The following is a 16969-nucleotide window of genomic DNA, read 5'->3' as shown; positions in this document are numbered from 1 at the left end:
CTCCTCCAGCCGACCGGCATCCCATTCGTCCGTGCGCGAGGGGGGACTTGAACCCCCACGCCCTTGCGGGCACTGGCACCTGAAGCCAGCGCGTCTGCCAATTCCGCCACTCGCGCGAACTAGGAGAGATTAGCACGCGCGGAAGGCAGGTGCGAAACCGGCCCACGCGACCGAGAACCTGCCCGCCGGGGTGCTGAGAGTGCATTAACACCCAAGACAAGTAACATCGACGTAGCATTCACGCCTTAAAGAGCCCGCGCCGCCTGCGCGGAGCATCGAACGACACCCCGACGCCTCCCTCCCGAGGCCGAGCGATGCCGGGAGAACAGGAAACGGAGAGACGTGGGAATACTGGACAACTTCGAGAAGGGTCTCGAGCGCGCCGTCAACGGCGCCTTCGCGAAGACCTTCCGCTCGGGGCTCCAGCCGGTCGAGATCTCCTCCGCGCTGAAGCGCGAGCTCGACACGAAGGCGGCCGTCGTCTCGCGCGACCGCATCCTCGCGCCCAACAGCTTCCGCGTGCTGCTCGCCCCGGCCGACTACGAGCGCATGACGGGCATCGGCCCGACCCTCGTCGACGACCTGAACCAGATCGTGCAGCAGCACGCCGCCCAGCAGGGCTTCCAGTTCGCTGGCGGCGTCGCCATCGAGCTGGTCGACGACCCGAAGCTCACCACCGGCGTCATCCAGATCGACTCGGCCAACGTGCAGAGCGAGGTCAGCTGGATGCCCGTGCTCGACGTCGCGGGTCGCCGCCACCCGATCACCAAGGCGCGCACCGTGGTGGGGCGCGGCAGCGACGCCGACATCACGATCGACGACACCGGCACCTCCCGCAAGCACGTCGAGATCCTGTGGGACGGACAGCACGCCCAGGCGCGCGACCTCGGCTCCACGAACGGCTCGCAGCTGAACGGCCGGCCGTTCCAGCGGGCGAACCTCGACCCCGACTCGGTCATCCAGATCGGGCGCACGACCATCGTCTTCCGCATCGTCCCGCAGACGGCGCCTGGAGGCCGCGGGCCGAGCGCTCCGGGTGCGAACGCCCCGAGGAGCGCGCCGCGCAGCGCGCCGAACGGCGGCACCCCCGACGCCGGCGGATTCTGGCGGTAGGCGGGCCATGAGCGAACTCACACTGCTCATCCTGCAGCTGGCCTTCCTGGCCCTGCTCTGGGTGTTCATCTTCATCATCGTCTACGCGATGCGGTCCGACCTGTTCGGCCAGCGCGTGCGCAAGCTCCGCAGCGACGCGACCCCGGCCGCGGCCGGAGCGACCGGAGCGGCCGGACCAGGCAGCGCAGCAGCCGGCGCCGCAGCAGCACCCGGCGGAGCCCAGCGCCCCACAGCCGCCGCAGCCCCCTCCACCCCCGCGACCCCCGCACCCCCCGCCCCCAAGGTCCCCACCTTCGTCCCGGCCCCCGGCACCGAGCTCTCCGGCCCCCCGCGCGCCACCACCGCCAACGCCGGCCGCCTCGTCATCACCTCCGGCCCCAAGAACAACAGCGAGATCCCCCTCGGCACCGAGCCCCTCACCATCGGCCGCTCGAGCGACTCGAGCGTGGTCATCCGCGACGACTACACCTCCACCCACCACGCCCGCCTCATGGTCTGGGGCGAGGAGTGGGTCATCCAGGACCTCGACTCCACCAACGGCACCTTCCTCGACGGCCAGCGCGTCACCTCCCCCGTCCATGTTCCCCTGAACACGCCGATCCGAATCGGCGCCACGAGCTTCGAACTGCGGCGGTAGCCCGTGGCGATCGTTACGGTGAGCGCAGCCGTCTCCCACGTGGGCAAGATCCGCTCCAACAACCAGGACTCCGGGTTCGCGGGCGAGACGCTCTTCGCGGTGGCCGACGGCATGGGCGGGCACGCCGGCGGCGACGTCGCGAGCGCCCTGGCCCTCCAGCGGCTGGCCGAGATCGACGGCGAGTACGGCTCGGCGGTCGACGCCGAGTTCGCGCTGCAGGAGGCGATCGTGGCCGCGAACGCCGTGCTCACCGAGACGGTGTACGAGCATCCGGAGCTCACCGGCATGGGCACCACCCTGAGCGCCCTCGTGCGCGTGGGCCACTCGGTCGCCCTGGCCCACATCGGCGACTCGCGCGTCTACCGCCTGCGCGACGACGTGCTCACCCAGATCACCGTCGACCACACCTTCGTGCAGCGTCTCGTCGACTCGGGCCGCATCACGCCCGAGGAGGCCAAGACCCACCCCCGGCGCTCGGTGCTGATGCGCGTGCTCGGCGACGTCGACGCGGCCCCCGAGGTCGACCTCCAGGTGATGGACACCCGACCCGGCGACCGGTGGATGCTCTGCTCCGACGGCCTCTCGGGCGTGGTCGAGCACGACGACATCGAGAAGATCCTGAAGAACCAGGTCTCGCCGAGCGACGCCGCCAACGCCCTGGTGAAGGAGAGCCTCGACCACGGCGCCCCCGACAACGTCACCGTCGTGGTGGTCGACGTGCACCAGTCGCTCGAGACCCCCGAGATCGAGCCCGTGGTCGTGGGCTCGGCGGCATCGCCCATCGCCTTCGAGCGCCGCACCGGCCGCCGCACGACCCGGTCCACGAACCTGGCCGGCATCCCCGGTCTGCGGCTGCACCCCCGCGGCCCTGCGAGCACCGAACCGAGCCACTTCGAGCCCGGCTCCGAGGACTACCTCGACGAGCTGATCGAAGAAGACCGGCGCCGCAGCCGCCGCCGCAAGATCACCTGGCTGGTCGGCGCCGTCATCGTGGTCGCCCTGGTCGCCGCCGGTCTCTGGGCCGGCTACCGGTGGACGCAGACGCGCTACTACGTGGGCGAGTCGAACGGCCACGTCTCGATCTACCAGGGCATCCAGCAGGGCGTCGGGCCCGTCTCGCTCTCGCACGTCTACCAGGAGACCGAGATCGACACCGACGCGCTCACCCCCTATGCGCAGAACCAGGTCGAGAACACCATCACTGCCGATTCGGTTCAGGATGCCCGCGAGATCGTCGAGCGCCTGAACTCCGCCACCCCCGCCGACGACGGCAGCAGCACCCCGACGCCGGGCGCGACCCCGACGCCCACGCCTGCCCCGTCCGGAACGCCCGCACCCGCCGCGACCGAGACCCCGGCGCCCTGATGTCGGCCGCCCCCACCGCCCCCGTCTCGTCGAGCCCCGCCCCCACGCCGGGCAAGGGCATTCGGCGCATCCGTGTGCCCCAGAAGCTGCGCAACCTCGAGCTGTTCCTGCTGCTGTTCGTCTGCGCCACCAACGCCTTCGCGGTCGTGATCGTGCAGTTCGGCGCCCTCGGCTACGCCGACCTCACCGTCGTCACGCTGGGCGCGGGGCTCGCGGTGCTGGTGTTCGCCATGCACATCGCGCTGCGGCTCGTCGCCACCAACGCCGACCCGTTCATCCTGCCGATCGCGTCGCTCCTGAACGGCATCGGCATCGCGGTGATCTATCGCATCGACATCGCCGAGAAGCTCACCGGCTGGGAGTCGACGGCCCTGCGCCAGGTGGTCTGGACGTCGGTGGCCGTCGCCCTCGCGATCGTCGTGATCGTCGTCATCCGCAACCACCGCGTGCTGCAGCGCTACACCTACGTGGCCGGGCTGGCCGCCGGTGTGCTGCTGCTCCTGCCGATGCTGCCGGTGCTCGGCCAGGAGATCAACGGCGCCCGCGTCTGGATCCACGTCGGCGCGTTCTCGTTCCAGCCCGGCGAGGTGGCGAAGATCGCCCTGGCCGTGTTCTTCGCGGGCTACCTCGTCTCGCGCCGCGACAGCCTCTCGATGGTGGGGCGACGGATGCTCGGCCTCCGCTTCCCGCGCGGCCGCGACCTCGGCCCCATCCTCGTGCTCTGGGCGCTCTCGATGGCGATCATCATCTTCCAGCGCGACCTCGGAACGGCCCTTCTGTACTTCGGCCTGTTCGTCGTGATGATCTACGTGGCCACCGGGCGGGCCAGCTGGGTCGTGCTCGGGGTCGGCCTGTTCCTCGCGGGCGGGGTGATCGCCGGTCAGGTGCTCGTCTACGTCAACGACCGCTTCACCAACTGGCTCGACGCCTTCAACCCCGACATCTACGACGCCCAGGGCGGCAGCTACCAGCTGGTACAGGGGCTGTTCGGCCTCGCCAACGGCGGCCTGATCGGCACCGGACTCGGCGAGGGCCGGCCCGACATCACGCCGCTGGCGCAGAGCGACTACATCATCGCGTCGCTCGGCGAGGAGCTCGGGCTGGCAGGGCTGTTCGCCATCTTCGGCCTCTACCTCCTGTTCATCTCGCGTGGACTCCGGATCAGCTTCGCGGGGCAGGACGACTTCGGCCGGCTGCTCGGCGTCGGCCTCTCGTTCACGCTCGCCCTGCAGTGCTTCATCGTGATCGGCGGCGTCACCCGGGTCATCCCCCTGACCGGTCTGACCACGCCGTTCCTCGCGGCCGGCGGCTCGTCGCTCGTGGCCAACTGGATCATCGTGGCGCTCCTGCTCCGCCTGTCGGACACAGTGCGCAATCAGCCGAGGCTGGTGATCTAGACCCGTGACCCGAGAACTCAAGCGCGTGAGCATCGTCGTGTTCGCGATGTTCCTGGCGCTGCTCGTCTCCACGACGCTGATCCAGTTCTTCCAGGCCGACAACCTGGCGAGCGACGCCCGGAACGCCCGCACGATCTACGCCAGCTACGACGTCGAGCGCGGGCCGATCCTCGTCGACGGCCAGCCGATCGCGGTCTCGGTGCCGACCGACGACGAGTTCAAGTACCAGCGCAGCTATCCGCAGGGTCCGCTCTACAGCGCGGTGACCGGGTACTACACGCTCGGCCAGGGCTCGAGCCAGATCGAGCAGGCGATGAACGACTACCTCAGCGGCACGAGCGACTCCCAGTTCCTGGAGTACCTCGACCGCCTCGTCACCGGCAAGAACCCGCAGGGCGCCTCGGTCGAGCTGACGATCGACCCGGTCGTGCAGCAGGCGGCCTACGACGCGCTCGGCAGCTACCAGGGCGCCGTCGTCGCCATCGAGCCGTCCACCGGGCGCATCCTGGCCATGGTGTCGAAGCCCGACTACGACCCGAACGCCCTCGCGGCCCACGACAGCCAGCAGGTGCTCGACACCTACGACCAGCTGCTGGCCGCCCAGGGCGACCCGCTGATCAACAAGACCATCAACGACCTGAACCCGCCCGGTTCGACCTTCAAGATCATCACCACCTCGGCGGCGCTGCAGAACGCCGGCCTGCCGGTCGACCACACCGAGCCGAACCTCGCGCGCCTGCCGCTTCCGGGCAGCGACTCGACTGTCGCGAACGCCGGCGGCGGAACCTGCGGCGGCGGCGACCAGGTCTCGATCGCCACCGCGTTCGTGCTCTCCTGCAACATCCCGATGGCGGAGCTCGGCGTCGAGATGGGCGAGTCGTCGCTCGGCGACATGGCCAACGCCTTCGGATTCGGCAGCGAGCTGTCCATCCCGATGGACGTCTCGACCAGCCAGTACCCCCGCGGTCTCGACGACGCCCAGCTCGCCCTCTCGGCCTTCGGCCAGGGCAGCGACGTGGCGACGCCGCTGCAGGTCGCGATGCTCTCGGCCGCGGTCGCGAACGGCGGCACGATCATGACGCCCGACCTCGTCGACGAGATCAGGGCCCCCGATCTGAGCGTGCTGCAGAGCTTCGAGCCCGAAGAGTTCTCGACCCCGCTGACCGATGTAACAGCTTCGGAACTTTCGAAGCTGATGGTCGAGGCAGTCGATAACGGCGCGGCGACTAATGCAAGAATAGACGGCGTCAGTGTGGCTGGTAAGACCGGCACCGCAGAGAACGGGGAGGACGATCCCTACACCCTGTGGTTCACCGGTTTCGCCCCGGCTGACAACCCTCGGGTCGCCGTCGCTGTTGTCGTGGAAGACGGCGGTGGGCTGGGCCAATCGGGCACAGGCAACGAATTGGCCGCGCCGATCGCGAAACGAGTACTAGAGGCGGTGCTGAGTAAATGAGACCCACAGCAGGGGTGACCTTCGGGGGCCGGTACGAGCTGTCGAATCGCATCGCGATCGGCGGCATGGGAGAGGTCTGGCAGGCGACCGACCTCGTGATCGGCCGCACCGTCGCGATCAAGATCCTGAAAGACGAGTACCTGGGCGACCCGGGCTTCCTCGAGCGCTTCCGCGCCGAGGCCCGGCACGCCGCGCTCGTCAACCACGAGGGCATCGCGAACGTCTTCGACTACGGCGAGGAGGAGGGCAGCGCCTACCTCGTGATGGAGCTGGTGCCCGGTGAGGCGCTCTCCACCATCCTCGAGCGCGAGCACGTGCTCTCCACCGATCGGGTGCTCGACATCGTCGCGCAGACCGCGCTGGCCCTGCAGGCCGCGCACGCCGCGGGCCTCGTGCACCGCGACATCAAGCCGGGCAACCTGCTGATCACCCCCGACGGTCGCGTGAAGATCACCGACTTCGGCATCGCCCGCATCGCCGACCAGGTGCCGCTCACGGCCACCGGTCAGGTGATGGGAACGGTGCAGTACCTCTCGCCCGAGCAGGCGAGCGGTCAGCCGGCCTCCCCCACCACCGACATCTACTCGCTCGGCATCGTCGCCTACGAGTGCCTGGCGGGCAAGCGCCCGTTCACCGGCGAGTCGCAGGTCGCCATCGCCATGGCGCAGATCAACGAGACGCCGCCCGACCTGCCCACCACGATCGCCACCCCGGTGCGCAACCTCGTGCTCTCCTGCATCGCCAAGAAGCCCGAAGACCGCCCGTCGTCCACGGGCGCCCTGGCACGCGCCGCCATGGCGCTGCGGCGCGGTGACATCGCCTCCGCGGCGGCCGCCGTTCCCGCGGTGCTCGGTGACGAGCCGCTGCCCCCCACCTCGGCCACCACCGTCATGCCCGCAGCCGGGGCGCCCACCCAGGCCACCACCGTGCTCGCCGCGGCGGGCGCCGGTGCCGCCGGAGGCGCGGCCGCGAACCCGCTGCTGTTCCCTGCCGATCCCGAGACCGACGCGGTCGAGGAGGCACCGAGGAAGCGCAGCCCCTGGACCTGGCCCCTGATCGTGCTGATCATCATCCTGCTGGTCATCGGCATCGGAACCCTCGTTACAGTGCTGTTCCAGGGCAACAGCGGTTCCGTCACCGCGCCGACCACGGCCACGAGCGCTCCCCCCACCTCGGCGGCGCCCACCTCGGCCGCGCCCACCCCCACGCCCACGAACTCCCGCATCGCGGTCTCCGAGGCCGAGCTCAAGGGCAAGTCGTTCGCCGACGCCTCCGCCGTCCTCGACGGCCTGGGCCTGTCCGCGAGCCGCGTGGTCGGCAACGCCGCCCCGTCGGCCGACCAGGTCGACGTCGTCTACCAGGCCACCCCCGTCGGCAACGTCGACCCGGGAACGACCATCCAGCTCACCGTCTACGGCGACGTGATCGTGCCAGACGCCCCGTCGTCGGCCCCCACCACCGACTCCGGCAGCGTCGAGCCCGGTGAGGACTTCACCGTGTCGTGGTCGTCGTACAGCTGCCCCTCGGGCACCACGCTCGACGGCTACACGCTGCAGGCCACGAATGCGACGCTGCAGGCCGAGCCGGGAACCGCCACGAGCGCGGAGTTCACCGCGACCGGCCCCGAGACCTCGACGATCGAGATCAAGTACCAGGTCACCTGCTCCGGCTCGGCCTCGGGATTCTCGCCGGCGCTCACCCTGTCGATCTCCGGCGGCGGCCCCACGCCCAAGCCGAGCGAGACACCCGCGGGTTGAGTCCTGCCGGTAGCCTGACCTCGACACCTGTCCGACCGAGAACCCCGTGGAGCAGCACCTGTGACCGATGACACCCGCCTCCTCGCCGGGAGGTATCGCATCGGTGAGCTCATCGGGCGCGGCGGCATGTCGAACGTCTACTCCGGGCGCGACGAGCGGCTCGGGCGCCAGGTGGCGATCAAGCTGCTGAAGTCGTCGCTCGCGGGCGACCCGGTCTTCCGCACCCGCTTCCGGCAAGAGGCGCAGGCCGCCTCCCGCATGGCGCACCCCACGATCGTGCGCGTGTTCGACGCCGGCGAGGAGCGGGTGGCCGAGGCCGGCGGCTTCGAGGGAATCGTCCCGTTCATCGTGATGGAGTTCGTCGAGGGCAAGCTGCTCAAAGACGTGATCAAGGAGGGCCCGGTCGACTCGGCCGAGGCGATCCGCATCACCGAGGGCATCCTGACCGCTCTGGAGTACTCGCACCGCGCCGGCGTCGTGCACCGCGACATCAAGCCGGGCAACGTGATGATCACGCACGGCGGCCAGGTGAAGGTGATGGACTTCGGCATCGCCCGCGCCATCTCCGACTCCTCCGCCACCGTCGCGCAGACCACCGCGATCCTCGGCACGGCGCAGTACTTCTCGCCGGAGCAGGCGCGCGGCGAGTCGGTCGACGCCCGCACCGACCTCTACTCCACCGGTGTGGTGCTCTTCGAGATGCTCACCGGTCAGCCCCCGTTCAAGGGCGAGACGCCGGTGGCCGTGGCCTACCAGCACGTCAGCGAGATGCCGGTCGCCCCGTCGACCATCAATCCGCAGGTCTCCCCGGCCATCGACCAGGTCACCCTGCACGCCCTGGCGAAAGACCGCTTCGCCCGCTTCCAGAACGCCGTCGAGTTCCGCACCGACCTGCAGATCGCCGGCGCGGGCAAGATCCCGTCGAAGCGGGTGCCGGCCGACGACTTCCAGTCCTCGCTCTTCGGCGCCCCGCCGAGCCTCACGCAGGGCAACGACTCGGCGCTCATCCAGCTCGCCGGCGACGACGAGTACTCGGTGCGCACGCAGTCCCGGCCCCCGGTCGTCTGGATCTGGGCGGGAGTCGTCTCGGTCGCCGTCATCCTGGTGGCGATCGTGTTCTGGGTGCTGACCCTCACCCCCACCGACACGCTGCCCTCCACCTCCCGCGAGATCCCCACCATGACCGGTCAGAGCTACGAGGCGGCCGACGCCACCCTGCAGCAGCTCGATCTGGTGTCCGCGCGCTACGACGTCTACAGCGACACCATCCCCGCGGGTCAGGTCGTCGACAGCGATCCGCCCGCCGGCACCATCGTCGGCCCGGGCACCGTCATCGACGTGCGGGTGTCGCAGGGCCGCCAGTCGGTCACGGTTCCCACGGTGGCCGGTCAGTCGGCGACGGATGCGAGCAACGCCCTCACGACGGCGGGCTTCTCGGTCGGCCAGACGGTCAAGGAGAACTCGCCCGACGTCCCGTCCGACGTCGTCATCCGCACCGATCCCGACGGGGGGACCGGCGCTTTCGCCGGCGACACCATCGAGCTGGTGGTGTCGACCGGGCTCGTCTCGGTGCCGAACGTCACCGGCGAGCCGTACACCGATGCGCAGACCACCCTCACCGGCCTGCAGCTCGAGGTCACGGTGCAGCCCGATCCCGGATGCGCGGCCACACCGCAGAGCGCGGGCGTGAGTCAGCCCGTGTCGAGCCAGTCGATCCGCGAGGGCGACGCCGCGCAGAAGTCGGCGATCACGATCTTCTACTGCAGCGGCGCCTGACGAACAGGGGCTAGACCGCGCGCAGCAGCGGGTTCAGCGTGGCGGCCCGTTCGGGCGCCTCGGCGAGGCCCGCGGTCGCGAGCCAGTTGCCGAGCATCCGGTAGCCGCCCTCGGTGAGCACCGACTCGGGGTGGAACTGCACCCCGTAGACCGGGGCCGTCACGTGGCGCACGCCCATGATGACGCCGCCGTCGGTGCGCGAGGTCACCACGAGCGAATCGGGCACCGTGCCGTCGACCACGGCGAGCGAGTGGTACCGGGTGGCCGTGAAGCCGTCGGGAACACCGTCGTAGAACGGGTCGTCGTCGTGCCGGATGACCGAGGTCTTGCCGTGCATGAGCTCTTCGGCGTTCGTCACGGTGGCCCCGAGCGCCTCGGCGATGGCCTGGTGACCGAGGCACACCCCGAGCAGCGGGGTGCCCGAGTCGAGGGCGGCCAGCACGACCGGGATGGAGACCCCGGCCTCGCTCGGCTTGCCCGGGCCCGGCGAGACGAGCACCGCGTCGTACCCGGCGATGGTCTCGGCCGCGTCGGCGGCGTCGAAGGAGTCGTTGCGCACGACCTCCGTCTCGGCCCCGAGCTGCTGCAGGTAGCCGTTCAGCGTGTAGACGAAGCTGTCGTAGTTGTCGATCACGAGAACACGGGTCATCGATCCACCGTCACATCCTGGCTGGGGGCCGTCATCTGATCGACCCAGGGGAACACGAAGAACGCGAGCAGGTAGAGCACCGCCGCGAGAAGCACGAGCACGATCAGGATGCGCAGCCAGATCGGCCCCGGGATCAGTCGCCAGAGCGTCGCGTACATCAGGCTCCCACCAATCCCGAGATCTCCGCCGGGGCTCCGACGGAGCGCGGCGTCCAGTCGGTGAGCACCGAGTAGGCGATGATGCGCTCACTCGCCACGTAGAGCGGGTTGCAGCTCGTCATCGTGAGGATGCGGTCGGTCGGCGCCGCGTTCGGCACCTGCGGCACGGGGTCGATGACCCCGACACCGTAGGGCGTGACGTACTCGAGCCCGCGGAACGTGTAGGTGTACCAGCCGGCCTGGGTCTCGACGTAGATCTTGTCGCCCAGCTGCAGCTCGTTGATCTTCAGGAACGGGCTGCCCCAGCCGTCGCGGTGCGCCGCGATGGCGAAGTTGCCGACCTCGCCCGGCATCTGCGTGGTGGTGTAGTGACCGGCCCCGCCCTTGTTCAGCACCGAGCGCGGGTCGACCCCCTCGGCGATGGTCTTCTTGAAGTCCGAGCCGAAGCGCGGCACGTAGACCACCGCGAACTCCTCGGCGTCGCCGGGAGCGGCGTCGGGTGCCGGCGGCTCGCCGTAGGCGAAGGCCGGGCTCGCGGTTGTGCCGTCGGTGTTAGGAGCGACCGGGGCGGCCGTGGCACCGTCGGAGGCGCCGCCGTTCTGCCAGCCGTCGATCAGCTGATCGGCGTCGGAGGCCTGCTGGTTGCTCAGGATCACGCCGTTAAGCGTGAACTGCCAGCCGAGGAAGAGCAGCACGAGCAGACCGGCCGTGATGAGGAGCTCACCGAACACCCCGATCACCCGGGAGACGGGGCTGCGCTTCTGCCGTCGGGGGCGCCGGAGCTCACCCTGGGCGCTGTCGGTCATCCCCCAATCCTAGGAGTTGTGGCTGAGCAGCGGCCACGAAGCCGCCGCCTGTGGAGAACCGGTGGAGAACGGGGGATGATCCCCGTTAGAATCGTCGGCATGGCCCGAGACAAAGCATCAACGAAGGATGTCGCCCGTCGCACTCGCGACGTCCAGCGCTCCAGCTCCGACGACTCGGCGCAGAACCCCAACCCGGTCTGGTTCAAGCCGGTCATGTTCGGGTTCATGATCGTCGGTCTGCTGTGGATCATCGTGTTCTACGTGAGCCAGGGCCTGTTCCCCGTTCCCGACCTGGGCAGCTGGAACATCCTGATCGGCTTCGGCATCGCCTTCATCGGCTTCATCATGACCACCAGGTGGCGCTGAACTACACCGGTGTGATTATCCCCAATGTGGAAACTCCTGTGGAGAATTCCACAGTGTGGATAACTCTGTTAGTCGATCTAGCATTCAGACCAGTGCACGAATCACGGTGAGGGCCACGAGGGCCGCCGCGATCGCCGCGACGCCGACGATCTGCGCCGTGCGCTGACTCCGGTTGCGGGTGCGCACGAGCACCAGCGCCACCAGCCCGCCGGCGACGATACCGCCCACGTGGGCCTGCCACGAGATGCCCGGCACGAAGAATCCCCAGGCCAGGTTGAGCACCACCAGCACCACGAACTGGATGCTGTTGCCGCCGAGGTGCCGGTTGATGATGAAGAAGGCGCCCATCAGACCGAAGATGGCTCCGGATGCCCCGACCGTCCCTTGCAGCGGGTCGCCCAGCAGGTCGACGGCCACCGAGCCGCCGAAGCCCGCGATGAGGTAGAGGGCGAGGAACCGCACCCGCCCGAGCATCCGCTCGAGCACCCCGCCGAAGATGAACAGCGAGTACATGTTCAGCAGGATGTGCAGCGGCAGCAGCGACGCCGTGGAGTGCGTGAAGATCGCGGTGATCATGCGCCATGGCTCGAGCGGAGCGCCCGTCGCGGGCTGCACGTAGGCCGGAGCGAAGAGCAGGGCGTTCGTGACGCCGAGGCCAGGGATGAGCTGCAGGCCGAAGACGACCACGCAGAGCGCGATCAGCGAGTACGTGACGACGGGTGCATCGGCGCCCGTCACCCGGCGGGCGAACGCCCGACTGCGCTTCGGGCGCGGGATGCTCGCCCGGTCTCGGCGCGCGCACTCCACACAGTGCACGCCCACCGCCGCCTGCACCTGGCACTCGGGGCAGATGGTGCGCCCGCAGCGCTGGCAGAGCACGAAGCTCTGCCGGCCGGGGTGGCGGTAGCAGTAGTCGTCGGCCGAGACCGGGGCGCTCGTCATCGGTGGATCAGCGTCGGTGGATCAGCGAGTGCGTCTCAGACCTCGGTGACGGTGACGTTCTCGAGTACGACCTCGTCGAGCGGGCGGTCATAGGCGTCGGTGGCGACGCCGGCCAGCTTGTCGACGATGCGACGCGAGGCGTCGTCGGCGACCTCGCCGAAGATGGTGTGCTTGCCCTGCAGCCAGGTGGTCGGGCCCACGGTGATGAAGAACTGCGAGCCGTTCGTGCCCTTGCCGCCCTGCAGGCCGGCGTTGGCCATGGCGAGGATGTAGGGCTCGGTGAAGTCGAGCTCGGGGTTGATCTCGTCGTCGAAGCGGAAGCCGGGGCCGCCGGTGCCGTTGCCCAGGGGGTCGCCGCCCTGGATCATGAAGCCGGGGATGATGCGGTGGAAGACGATGTTCTCGTAGAGGGGCGCCGTGGTGGGCTTGCCGGTCTTGGGGTCGGTCCACTCGATCCCGCCGGTGGCGAGGCCGACGAAGTTCTTGACGGTCTTGGGAGCGTGGTGACCGTAGAGGTTCACGACGATGGGGCCGTGGTTGGTGGTGATGGTCGCGACATGGGTGTGAGCGGGCATGGCTCGATTCTGTCACACCGGCGCGCCGCATCCAGTGAAGGCCCAGGCGATGGGGAGCGGATGATCAGGGCCGCGAACTACTGCCGCGGTGCAGAGCGTGCCAAGATGAGGTTGTCCGTGCTTTCGCCGATGGAGGTTTCCCATGAGTCTTTCCCGCAAGCGTCGCAAGGCGCTCAAGCGCCTGAAGGGTTCGGCAGAAGAACTGTGGCTCGACCAGCAGGACGTGCTCGACCGTGCCAACACGATCATCCGTGAGGCCGGCAAGCAGGCCAGCTTCCTCACCGAGGAGCAGGTCAAGCCCCGCGTCAAGAGCGCAGTCGATTCCGTCGCCCCCACGGTGAGCCGCAAGGTCGCCGAGGTCAAGGTGGCCGGTTCGACCGTGAAGAAGCAGTTCTCCTCCGAGGTCATCCCCGCGCTCGCCAGCACGCTCGGCTCCGCCGCAGCGGTGCTGCAGTCGTCCAAGAACCCGGAGTTCCTCAAGGAAGCCGGCAAGAAGGTCCAGAAGGCCGGCAAGGCCGTCAAGAAGTCGGCCCCGAAGTCGGGCGGCTCGAAGGTCGGCACCGCCTTCGTCGTGAGCCTCGGCGTCGTCACCCTCGTGGGTGTCGGCTATGCCCTGTGGCAGACGTTCCGGGCCGACGACGAGCTCTGGATCGCCGACGAGGACCCGGAGCCCGAGACCAACCCCGAGAGCTGACCCCCAGCCCCTCGCACGACAGAAGCCCCTCACCGACCGGTGGGGGGCTTCTTCGATGTGGAGTGGAGCCTGGGAGAATCGAACTCCCGACATCCTGCTTGCAAAGCAGGCGCTCTACCAACTGAGCTAAGGCCCCGTTCGGGGAGTGAATCTACGGGTGGGGCTACAAGGACTTGAACCTTGGACCTCTTCGTTATCAGCGAAGCGCTCTAACCGCCTGAGCTATAGCCCCGTTTTTTTGACCAGAGTAGAGATTACCCTACGCAGTGCCCGATCACACAATCGAGCCGGTCGGGCGTCACTTGTTGGTGAAGCCCAGCATGATGCCGCCGGTGATCCGCACGGCCAGGTTGTACAGCGCGGCCCAGATCGCTCCGAGCGCGGTGATGACGATGACGTTCAGGATGGCCACGACGATGGAGAAGCCCATCACCTGCGGCAGCGAGGCGAAGTCGAACAGGTCGAAGTTGCCGGCGCCCGCGATGTCCTGCAGCAGCGTGTTGATCGAGTCGAACACACCGGTCTGGTTCAGCACCGACCACACCAGGAAGCTGGCGACCACGGTCACGATGCCGAGGATGATGGCGAGCAGGAACGAGATCTTCAGCACCGACCAGAAGTCGATGTAGACCAGCTTCAGCCGGACCTGCTTGGTGTTGGCGACTCTTGCCGTCTTCTTCGCGAATTTGTCGCCAAGATTACTCATCCGTCGTTACGTCCTCTCCAGGCGCAGACCCGGCGTCTGCGCTCTCCTCGAGTGCCGTCGTCAACACGGGCTCAGCACCCGCCTCGAGCTCGGACTCCAGGTTGCGTTCGGTGTTCTTGGCCACCGCGATGATGCGATCATCGTCCGCGAAGCGGGCGAAGACCACGCCCATCGTGTCGCGTCCCTTGGCCGGAACTTCGGCCACGGCAGAGCGTACCACCTTGCCGCTGGCAAGAACCACAAGCACCTCGTCGTCCTCCCCGACGATCAGGGAGCCGATCAGATCGCCCCGGGCATCCTGCAGCTTGGCCACCTTGATGCCCAGACCGCCGCGGCCCTGCACGCGGTACTCGTCGACCGAGGTGCGCTTGGCGTAGCCGCCCTCGGTGACGATGAAGACGAAGCCCTCGTCGGAGACGACGGAGGCGCCCTGGAGCGAGTCGTCGCCGCGGAACTTCATCCCGATCACGCCGGAGGTGGCCCGGCCCATCGGCCGGAGCGCCTCGTCGCTCGCCGTGAAGCGGATCGACATGCCCTTCTTGGACACCAGGAGCAGATCGCTGTCCTCGTCGACCAGCAGCGCCGAGACGAGCTCGTCGTCGTCGCGCAGGTTGATCGCGATGATGCCGCCCGAGCGGTTGGTGTCGTACTCGGTGAGCGACGTCTTCTTCAGCAGCCCGCCCTTGGTGGCGAGCACCAGGTACTGGGCGGCCTCGTAGTCGCGGATGTCGAGGATCTGCGTGATCTGCTCGTCGGGTGCGAGCGCGAGCAGGTTGGCGACGTGCTGGCCCTTGGCGTCGCGCCCGGCTTCCTGCAGCTCGTAGGCCTTCGTGCGGTAGACCCGGCCGCGATTGGTGAAGAACAGCAGCCAGTGGTGGGTGGTCGTGACGAAGAAGTGCTCGACCACGTCATCCGCTCGCAACTGGGCGCCCTTGACGCCCTTGCCGCCGCGGTGCTGGCTGCGGTAGTTGTCGCTGCGCGTGCGCTTGACGTACCCGCCGCGGGTGACGGTGACGACCATCTCCTCCTCGGGGATGAGGTCTTCGATGTTCATGTCGCCGTCGAAGCCGAACATGATCTCGGTGCGCCGGTCGTCGCCGAACTTCTCGACGATCTCGCCGAGCTCCTCGGTGATGATCTCGCGCTGGCGCTGCGGGCTGCCGAGGATGACGTTGTACTCGTCGATCTTCAGCTGGAGGGCCTCGGCCTCCTCCTGGATCTTCTGCCGCTCGAGCGCGGCGAGGCGGCGCAGCTGCAGCTCGAGGATGGCGCGGGACTGCAGCTCGTCGATGTCGAGCAGCTCCATCAGGCCGTCGCGGGCCTCCTCGACCGTGGGCGAGCGGCGGATCAGCGCGATCACCTCGTCGAGGGCGTCGAGTGCCTTCAGGTAGCCGCGCAGGATGTGCATGCGGGCCTCGGCCTCGCGCAGGCGGAAGCGGGTTCGGCGCACGATGACGTCGATCTGGTGCGCGACCCACTCGGTGATGAAGCCGTCGAGCGGGAGGGTGCGCGGGATGCCGTCGACGATCGCCAGCATGTTGGCGCCGAAGTTCTCCTGCAGCGAGGTGTGCTTGTAGAGGTTGTTCAGCACGACCTTGGCCACGGCGTCGCGCTTCAGCACGATCACGAGGCGCTGACCGGTGCGGCCCGAGGTCTCGTCGCGGATGTCGGCGATGCCGGCGAGCCGGCCGTCCTTCACCAGGTCGGCGATCTTGATCGCGAGGTTATCGGGGTTGACCTGATAGGGCAGCTCGGTGACCACGAGGCAGGTGCGGCCCTGCAGCTCCTCGACGTTCACGACGGCACGCATCGTGATGGAGCCGCGGCCCGTGCGGTAGGCGTCGTGGATGCCCTTGACGCCGAGGATCTGCGCGCCGGTGGGGAAGTCGGGGCCCTTGATGCGCTGCATCAGGGCCTCGAGCAGCTCCTCGCGCGAGGCATCGGGGTTCTCGAGGTACCAGATGGCACCGGCGGCGACCTCGCGCAGGTTGTGGGGCGGGATGTTCGTGGCCATGCCGACCGCGATGCCGACCGAGCCGTTGACCAGCAGGTTCGGGAAGCGGCTCGGCAGTACGACGGGCTCGAGCGTGCGGCCGTCGTAGTTGTCCTGGAAGTCGACGGTCTCTTCCTGGATGTCGCGCACCATCTCGAGCGCGAGCGGAGCCATCTTCGTCTCGGTGTACCGCGGGGCGGCGGCGCCGTCGTTTCCGGGTGAGCCGAAGTTGCCCTGGCCGAGCGCGAGCGGGTAGCGCAGGCTCCACGGCTGGATGAGCCGCACCAGGGTGTCGTAGATCGACGTGTCGCCGTGCGGGTGGAACTGACCCATCACCTCGCCGACCACGCGGGCCGACTTGGAGAAGGCCCGGTCGGGACGGTACCCGCCGTCGTACATCGCGTAGATCACGCGGCGGTGCACGGGCTTCAGGCCGTCGCGCACGTCGGGCAGGGCGCGCCCGACGATGACGCTCATCGCGTAGTCGAGGTAGGAGCGCTGCATCTCCAGCTGGAGATCGACCTGCTCGATGCGATCGCCGGTGGGCGGAGTGATTTCGTCAGTCATGTGTCAGTCTCG

The 16969-nt window shown here is 68.7% G+C and carries 16 protein-coding genes and 3 tRNA genes; 9 read left to right on the top strand and 10 right to left on the bottom strand.

Annotated elements, in window-relative coordinates:
• Window positions 1-32: 32 nt before the first annotated feature.
• A tRNA-Leu gene (locus tag NVV95_RS15250) sits at window positions 33-116 on the bottom strand.
• A gap of 226 nt (window positions 117-342) precedes the next feature.
• Between NVV95_RS15250 and NVV95_RS15245 the strand changes: the two genes are divergently transcribed.
• From NVV95_RS15245 to pknB, 7 genes are read left to right on the top strand one after another with little or no spacing between them, the layout of a single operon-like run.
• Window positions 343-1113 carry an FHA domain-containing protein gene (locus NVV95_RS15245; RefSeq protein ID WP_259487401.1) on the top strand — a complete coding sequence of 257 codons (771 nt, stop codon included), beginning with the start codon at window positions 343-345 and terminating at the stop codon, window positions 1111-1113.
• Window positions 1114-1120: 7 nt separating this feature from the next.
• Window positions 1121-1750 carry an FHA domain-containing protein FhaB/FipA gene (locus tag NVV95_RS15240; protein ID WP_259487400.1) on the top strand — a complete coding sequence of 210 codons (630 nt, stop codon included), beginning with the start codon at window positions 1121-1123 and terminating at the stop codon, window positions 1748-1750.
• Window positions 1751-1768: 18 nt separating this feature from the next.
• Window positions 1769-3115: a PP2C family protein-serine/threonine phosphatase gene (locus tag NVV95_RS15235; protein ID WP_259487399.1), complete on the top strand. Its 1347-nt coding sequence runs from the start codon at window positions 1769-1771 to the stop codon at window positions 3113-3115.
• On the top strand, window positions 3115-4512 hold the full coding sequence (locus NVV95_RS15230) for an FtsW/RodA/SpoVE family cell cycle protein (RefSeq protein ID WP_259487398.1): 1398 nt from the start codon (window positions 3115-3117) through the stop codon (window positions 4510-4512). The genes NVV95_RS15235 and NVV95_RS15230 overlap by 1 nt, the downstream gene beginning before the upstream one ends.
• Window positions 4513-4516: 4 nt before the next feature.
• On the top strand, window positions 4517-5968 hold the full coding sequence (locus NVV95_RS15225) for a peptidoglycan D,D-transpeptidase FtsI family protein (protein ID WP_259487397.1): 1452 nt from the start codon (window positions 4517-4519) through the stop codon (window positions 5966-5968).
• Window positions 5965-7725, top strand: a complete 1761-nt coding sequence (locus NVV95_RS15220) for a serine/threonine-protein kinase (protein ID WP_259487396.1) — start codon at window positions 5965-5967, stop codon at window positions 7723-7725. Before NVV95_RS15225 ends, NVV95_RS15220 begins: the two co-directional genes overlap by 4 nt.
• Window positions 7726-7785: 60 nt before the next feature.
• On the top strand, window positions 7786-9501 hold the full coding sequence (gene pknB / locus NVV95_RS15215; RefSeq protein WP_259487395.1) for a Stk1 family PASTA domain-containing Ser/Thr kinase: 1716 nt from the start codon (window positions 7786-7788) through the stop codon (window positions 9499-9501).
• Between the two features lie 10 nt (window positions 9502-9511).
• Here the strand turns inward: pknB and NVV95_RS15210 are convergent, their stop codons facing one another.
• From NVV95_RS15210 to NVV95_RS15200, 3 genes are read right to left on the bottom strand one after another with little or no spacing between them, the layout of a single operon-like run.
• Entirely contained in the window at window positions 9512-10150 is a 639-nt protein-coding gene (locus NVV95_RS15210; protein WP_173182084.1) for an anthranilate synthase component II, read from the bottom strand.
• A complete protein-coding gene (locus NVV95_RS15205; RefSeq protein ID WP_259487394.1) occupies window positions 10147-10308 on the bottom strand; it encodes a hypothetical protein in 162 nt (53 codons plus the stop codon). Before NVV95_RS15205 ends, NVV95_RS15210 begins: the two co-directional genes overlap by 4 nt.
• Window positions 10308-11114 (bottom strand): class E sortase, encoded by an 807-nt coding sequence (locus NVV95_RS15200; protein WP_259487393.1) that lies wholly within the window; start codon window positions 11112-11114, stop codon window positions 10308-10310. Before NVV95_RS15200 ends, NVV95_RS15205 begins: the two co-directional genes overlap by 1 nt.
• Window positions 11115-11213: 99 nt before the next feature.
• Between NVV95_RS15200 and NVV95_RS15195 the strand changes: the two genes are divergently transcribed.
• Window positions 11214-11480: a cell division protein CrgA gene (locus NVV95_RS15195; RefSeq protein WP_259487392.1), complete on the top strand. Its 267-nt coding sequence runs from the start codon at window positions 11214-11216 to the stop codon at window positions 11478-11480.
• An 84-nt stretch (window positions 11481-11564) separates the two neighbouring features.
• Here NVV95_RS15195 and NVV95_RS15190 read toward each other — a convergent pair whose 3' ends face one another.
• Together NVV95_RS15190 and NVV95_RS15185 are read right to left on the bottom strand one after the other, a co-directional pair.
• Entirely contained in the window at window positions 11565-12422 is an 858-nt protein-coding gene (locus NVV95_RS15190; RefSeq protein ID WP_259487391.1) for a rhomboid family intramembrane serine protease, read from the bottom strand.
• A 35-nt stretch (window positions 12423-12457) separates the two neighbouring features.
• Complete coding sequence (locus tag NVV95_RS15185; protein WP_259487390.1) at window positions 12458-12997, bottom strand: peptidylprolyl isomerase; 540 nt, start codon at window positions 12995-12997, stop codon at window positions 12458-12460.
• Window positions 12998-13139: 142 nt separating this feature from the next.
• Here NVV95_RS15185 and NVV95_RS15180 point away from each other — a divergent pair, with 142 nt between their 5' ends.
• The gene (locus tag NVV95_RS15180) at window positions 13140-13691 is read left to right on the top strand and encodes a hypothetical protein (RefSeq protein ID WP_259487389.1); all 552 of its coding nucleotides are present in this window, start codon (window positions 13140-13142) and stop codon (window positions 13689-13691) included.
• Window positions 13692-13754: 63 nt separating this feature from the next.
• On the opposite strand, the gene NVV95_RS15175 is transcribed toward NVV95_RS15180, so the two are convergent.
• The 4 genes from NVV95_RS15175 to gyrA all read right to left on the bottom strand — a co-directional run bounded on the left by NVV95_RS15175 (window position 13755) and on the right by gyrA (window position 16957).
• Window positions 13755-13827: transfer RNA gene (locus NVV95_RS15175), tRNA-Ala, on the bottom strand.
• Between the two features lie 22 nt (window positions 13828-13849).
• Window positions 13850-13923 (bottom strand) — tRNA-Ile (locus tag NVV95_RS15170).
• A gap of 66 nt (window positions 13924-13989) precedes the next feature.
• Window positions 13990-14397, bottom strand: a complete 408-nt coding sequence (locus NVV95_RS15165; RefSeq protein ID WP_173182091.1) for a DUF3566 domain-containing protein — start codon at window positions 14395-14397, stop codon at window positions 13990-13992.
• Window positions 14390-16957, bottom strand: coding sequence for a DNA gyrase subunit A (gene gyrA, locus NVV95_RS15160; protein WP_259487388.1), 2568 nt, complete (start codon window positions 16955-16957; stop codon window positions 14390-14392). The genes NVV95_RS15165 and gyrA overlap by 8 nt, the downstream gene beginning before the upstream one ends.
• Window positions 16958-16969 lie beyond the last annotated feature (12 nt).

The sequence above is a fragment of the Herbiconiux gentiana genome, assembly GCF_024978135.1.
Lineage (GTDB): Bacteria > Actinomycetota > Actinomycetes > Actinomycetales > Microbacteriaceae > Herbiconiux > Herbiconiux gentiana.
The sequence above is the reverse complement of the archived record's forward strand: the minus strand, read 5'-3'. Positions and strand labels throughout refer to the sequence as shown.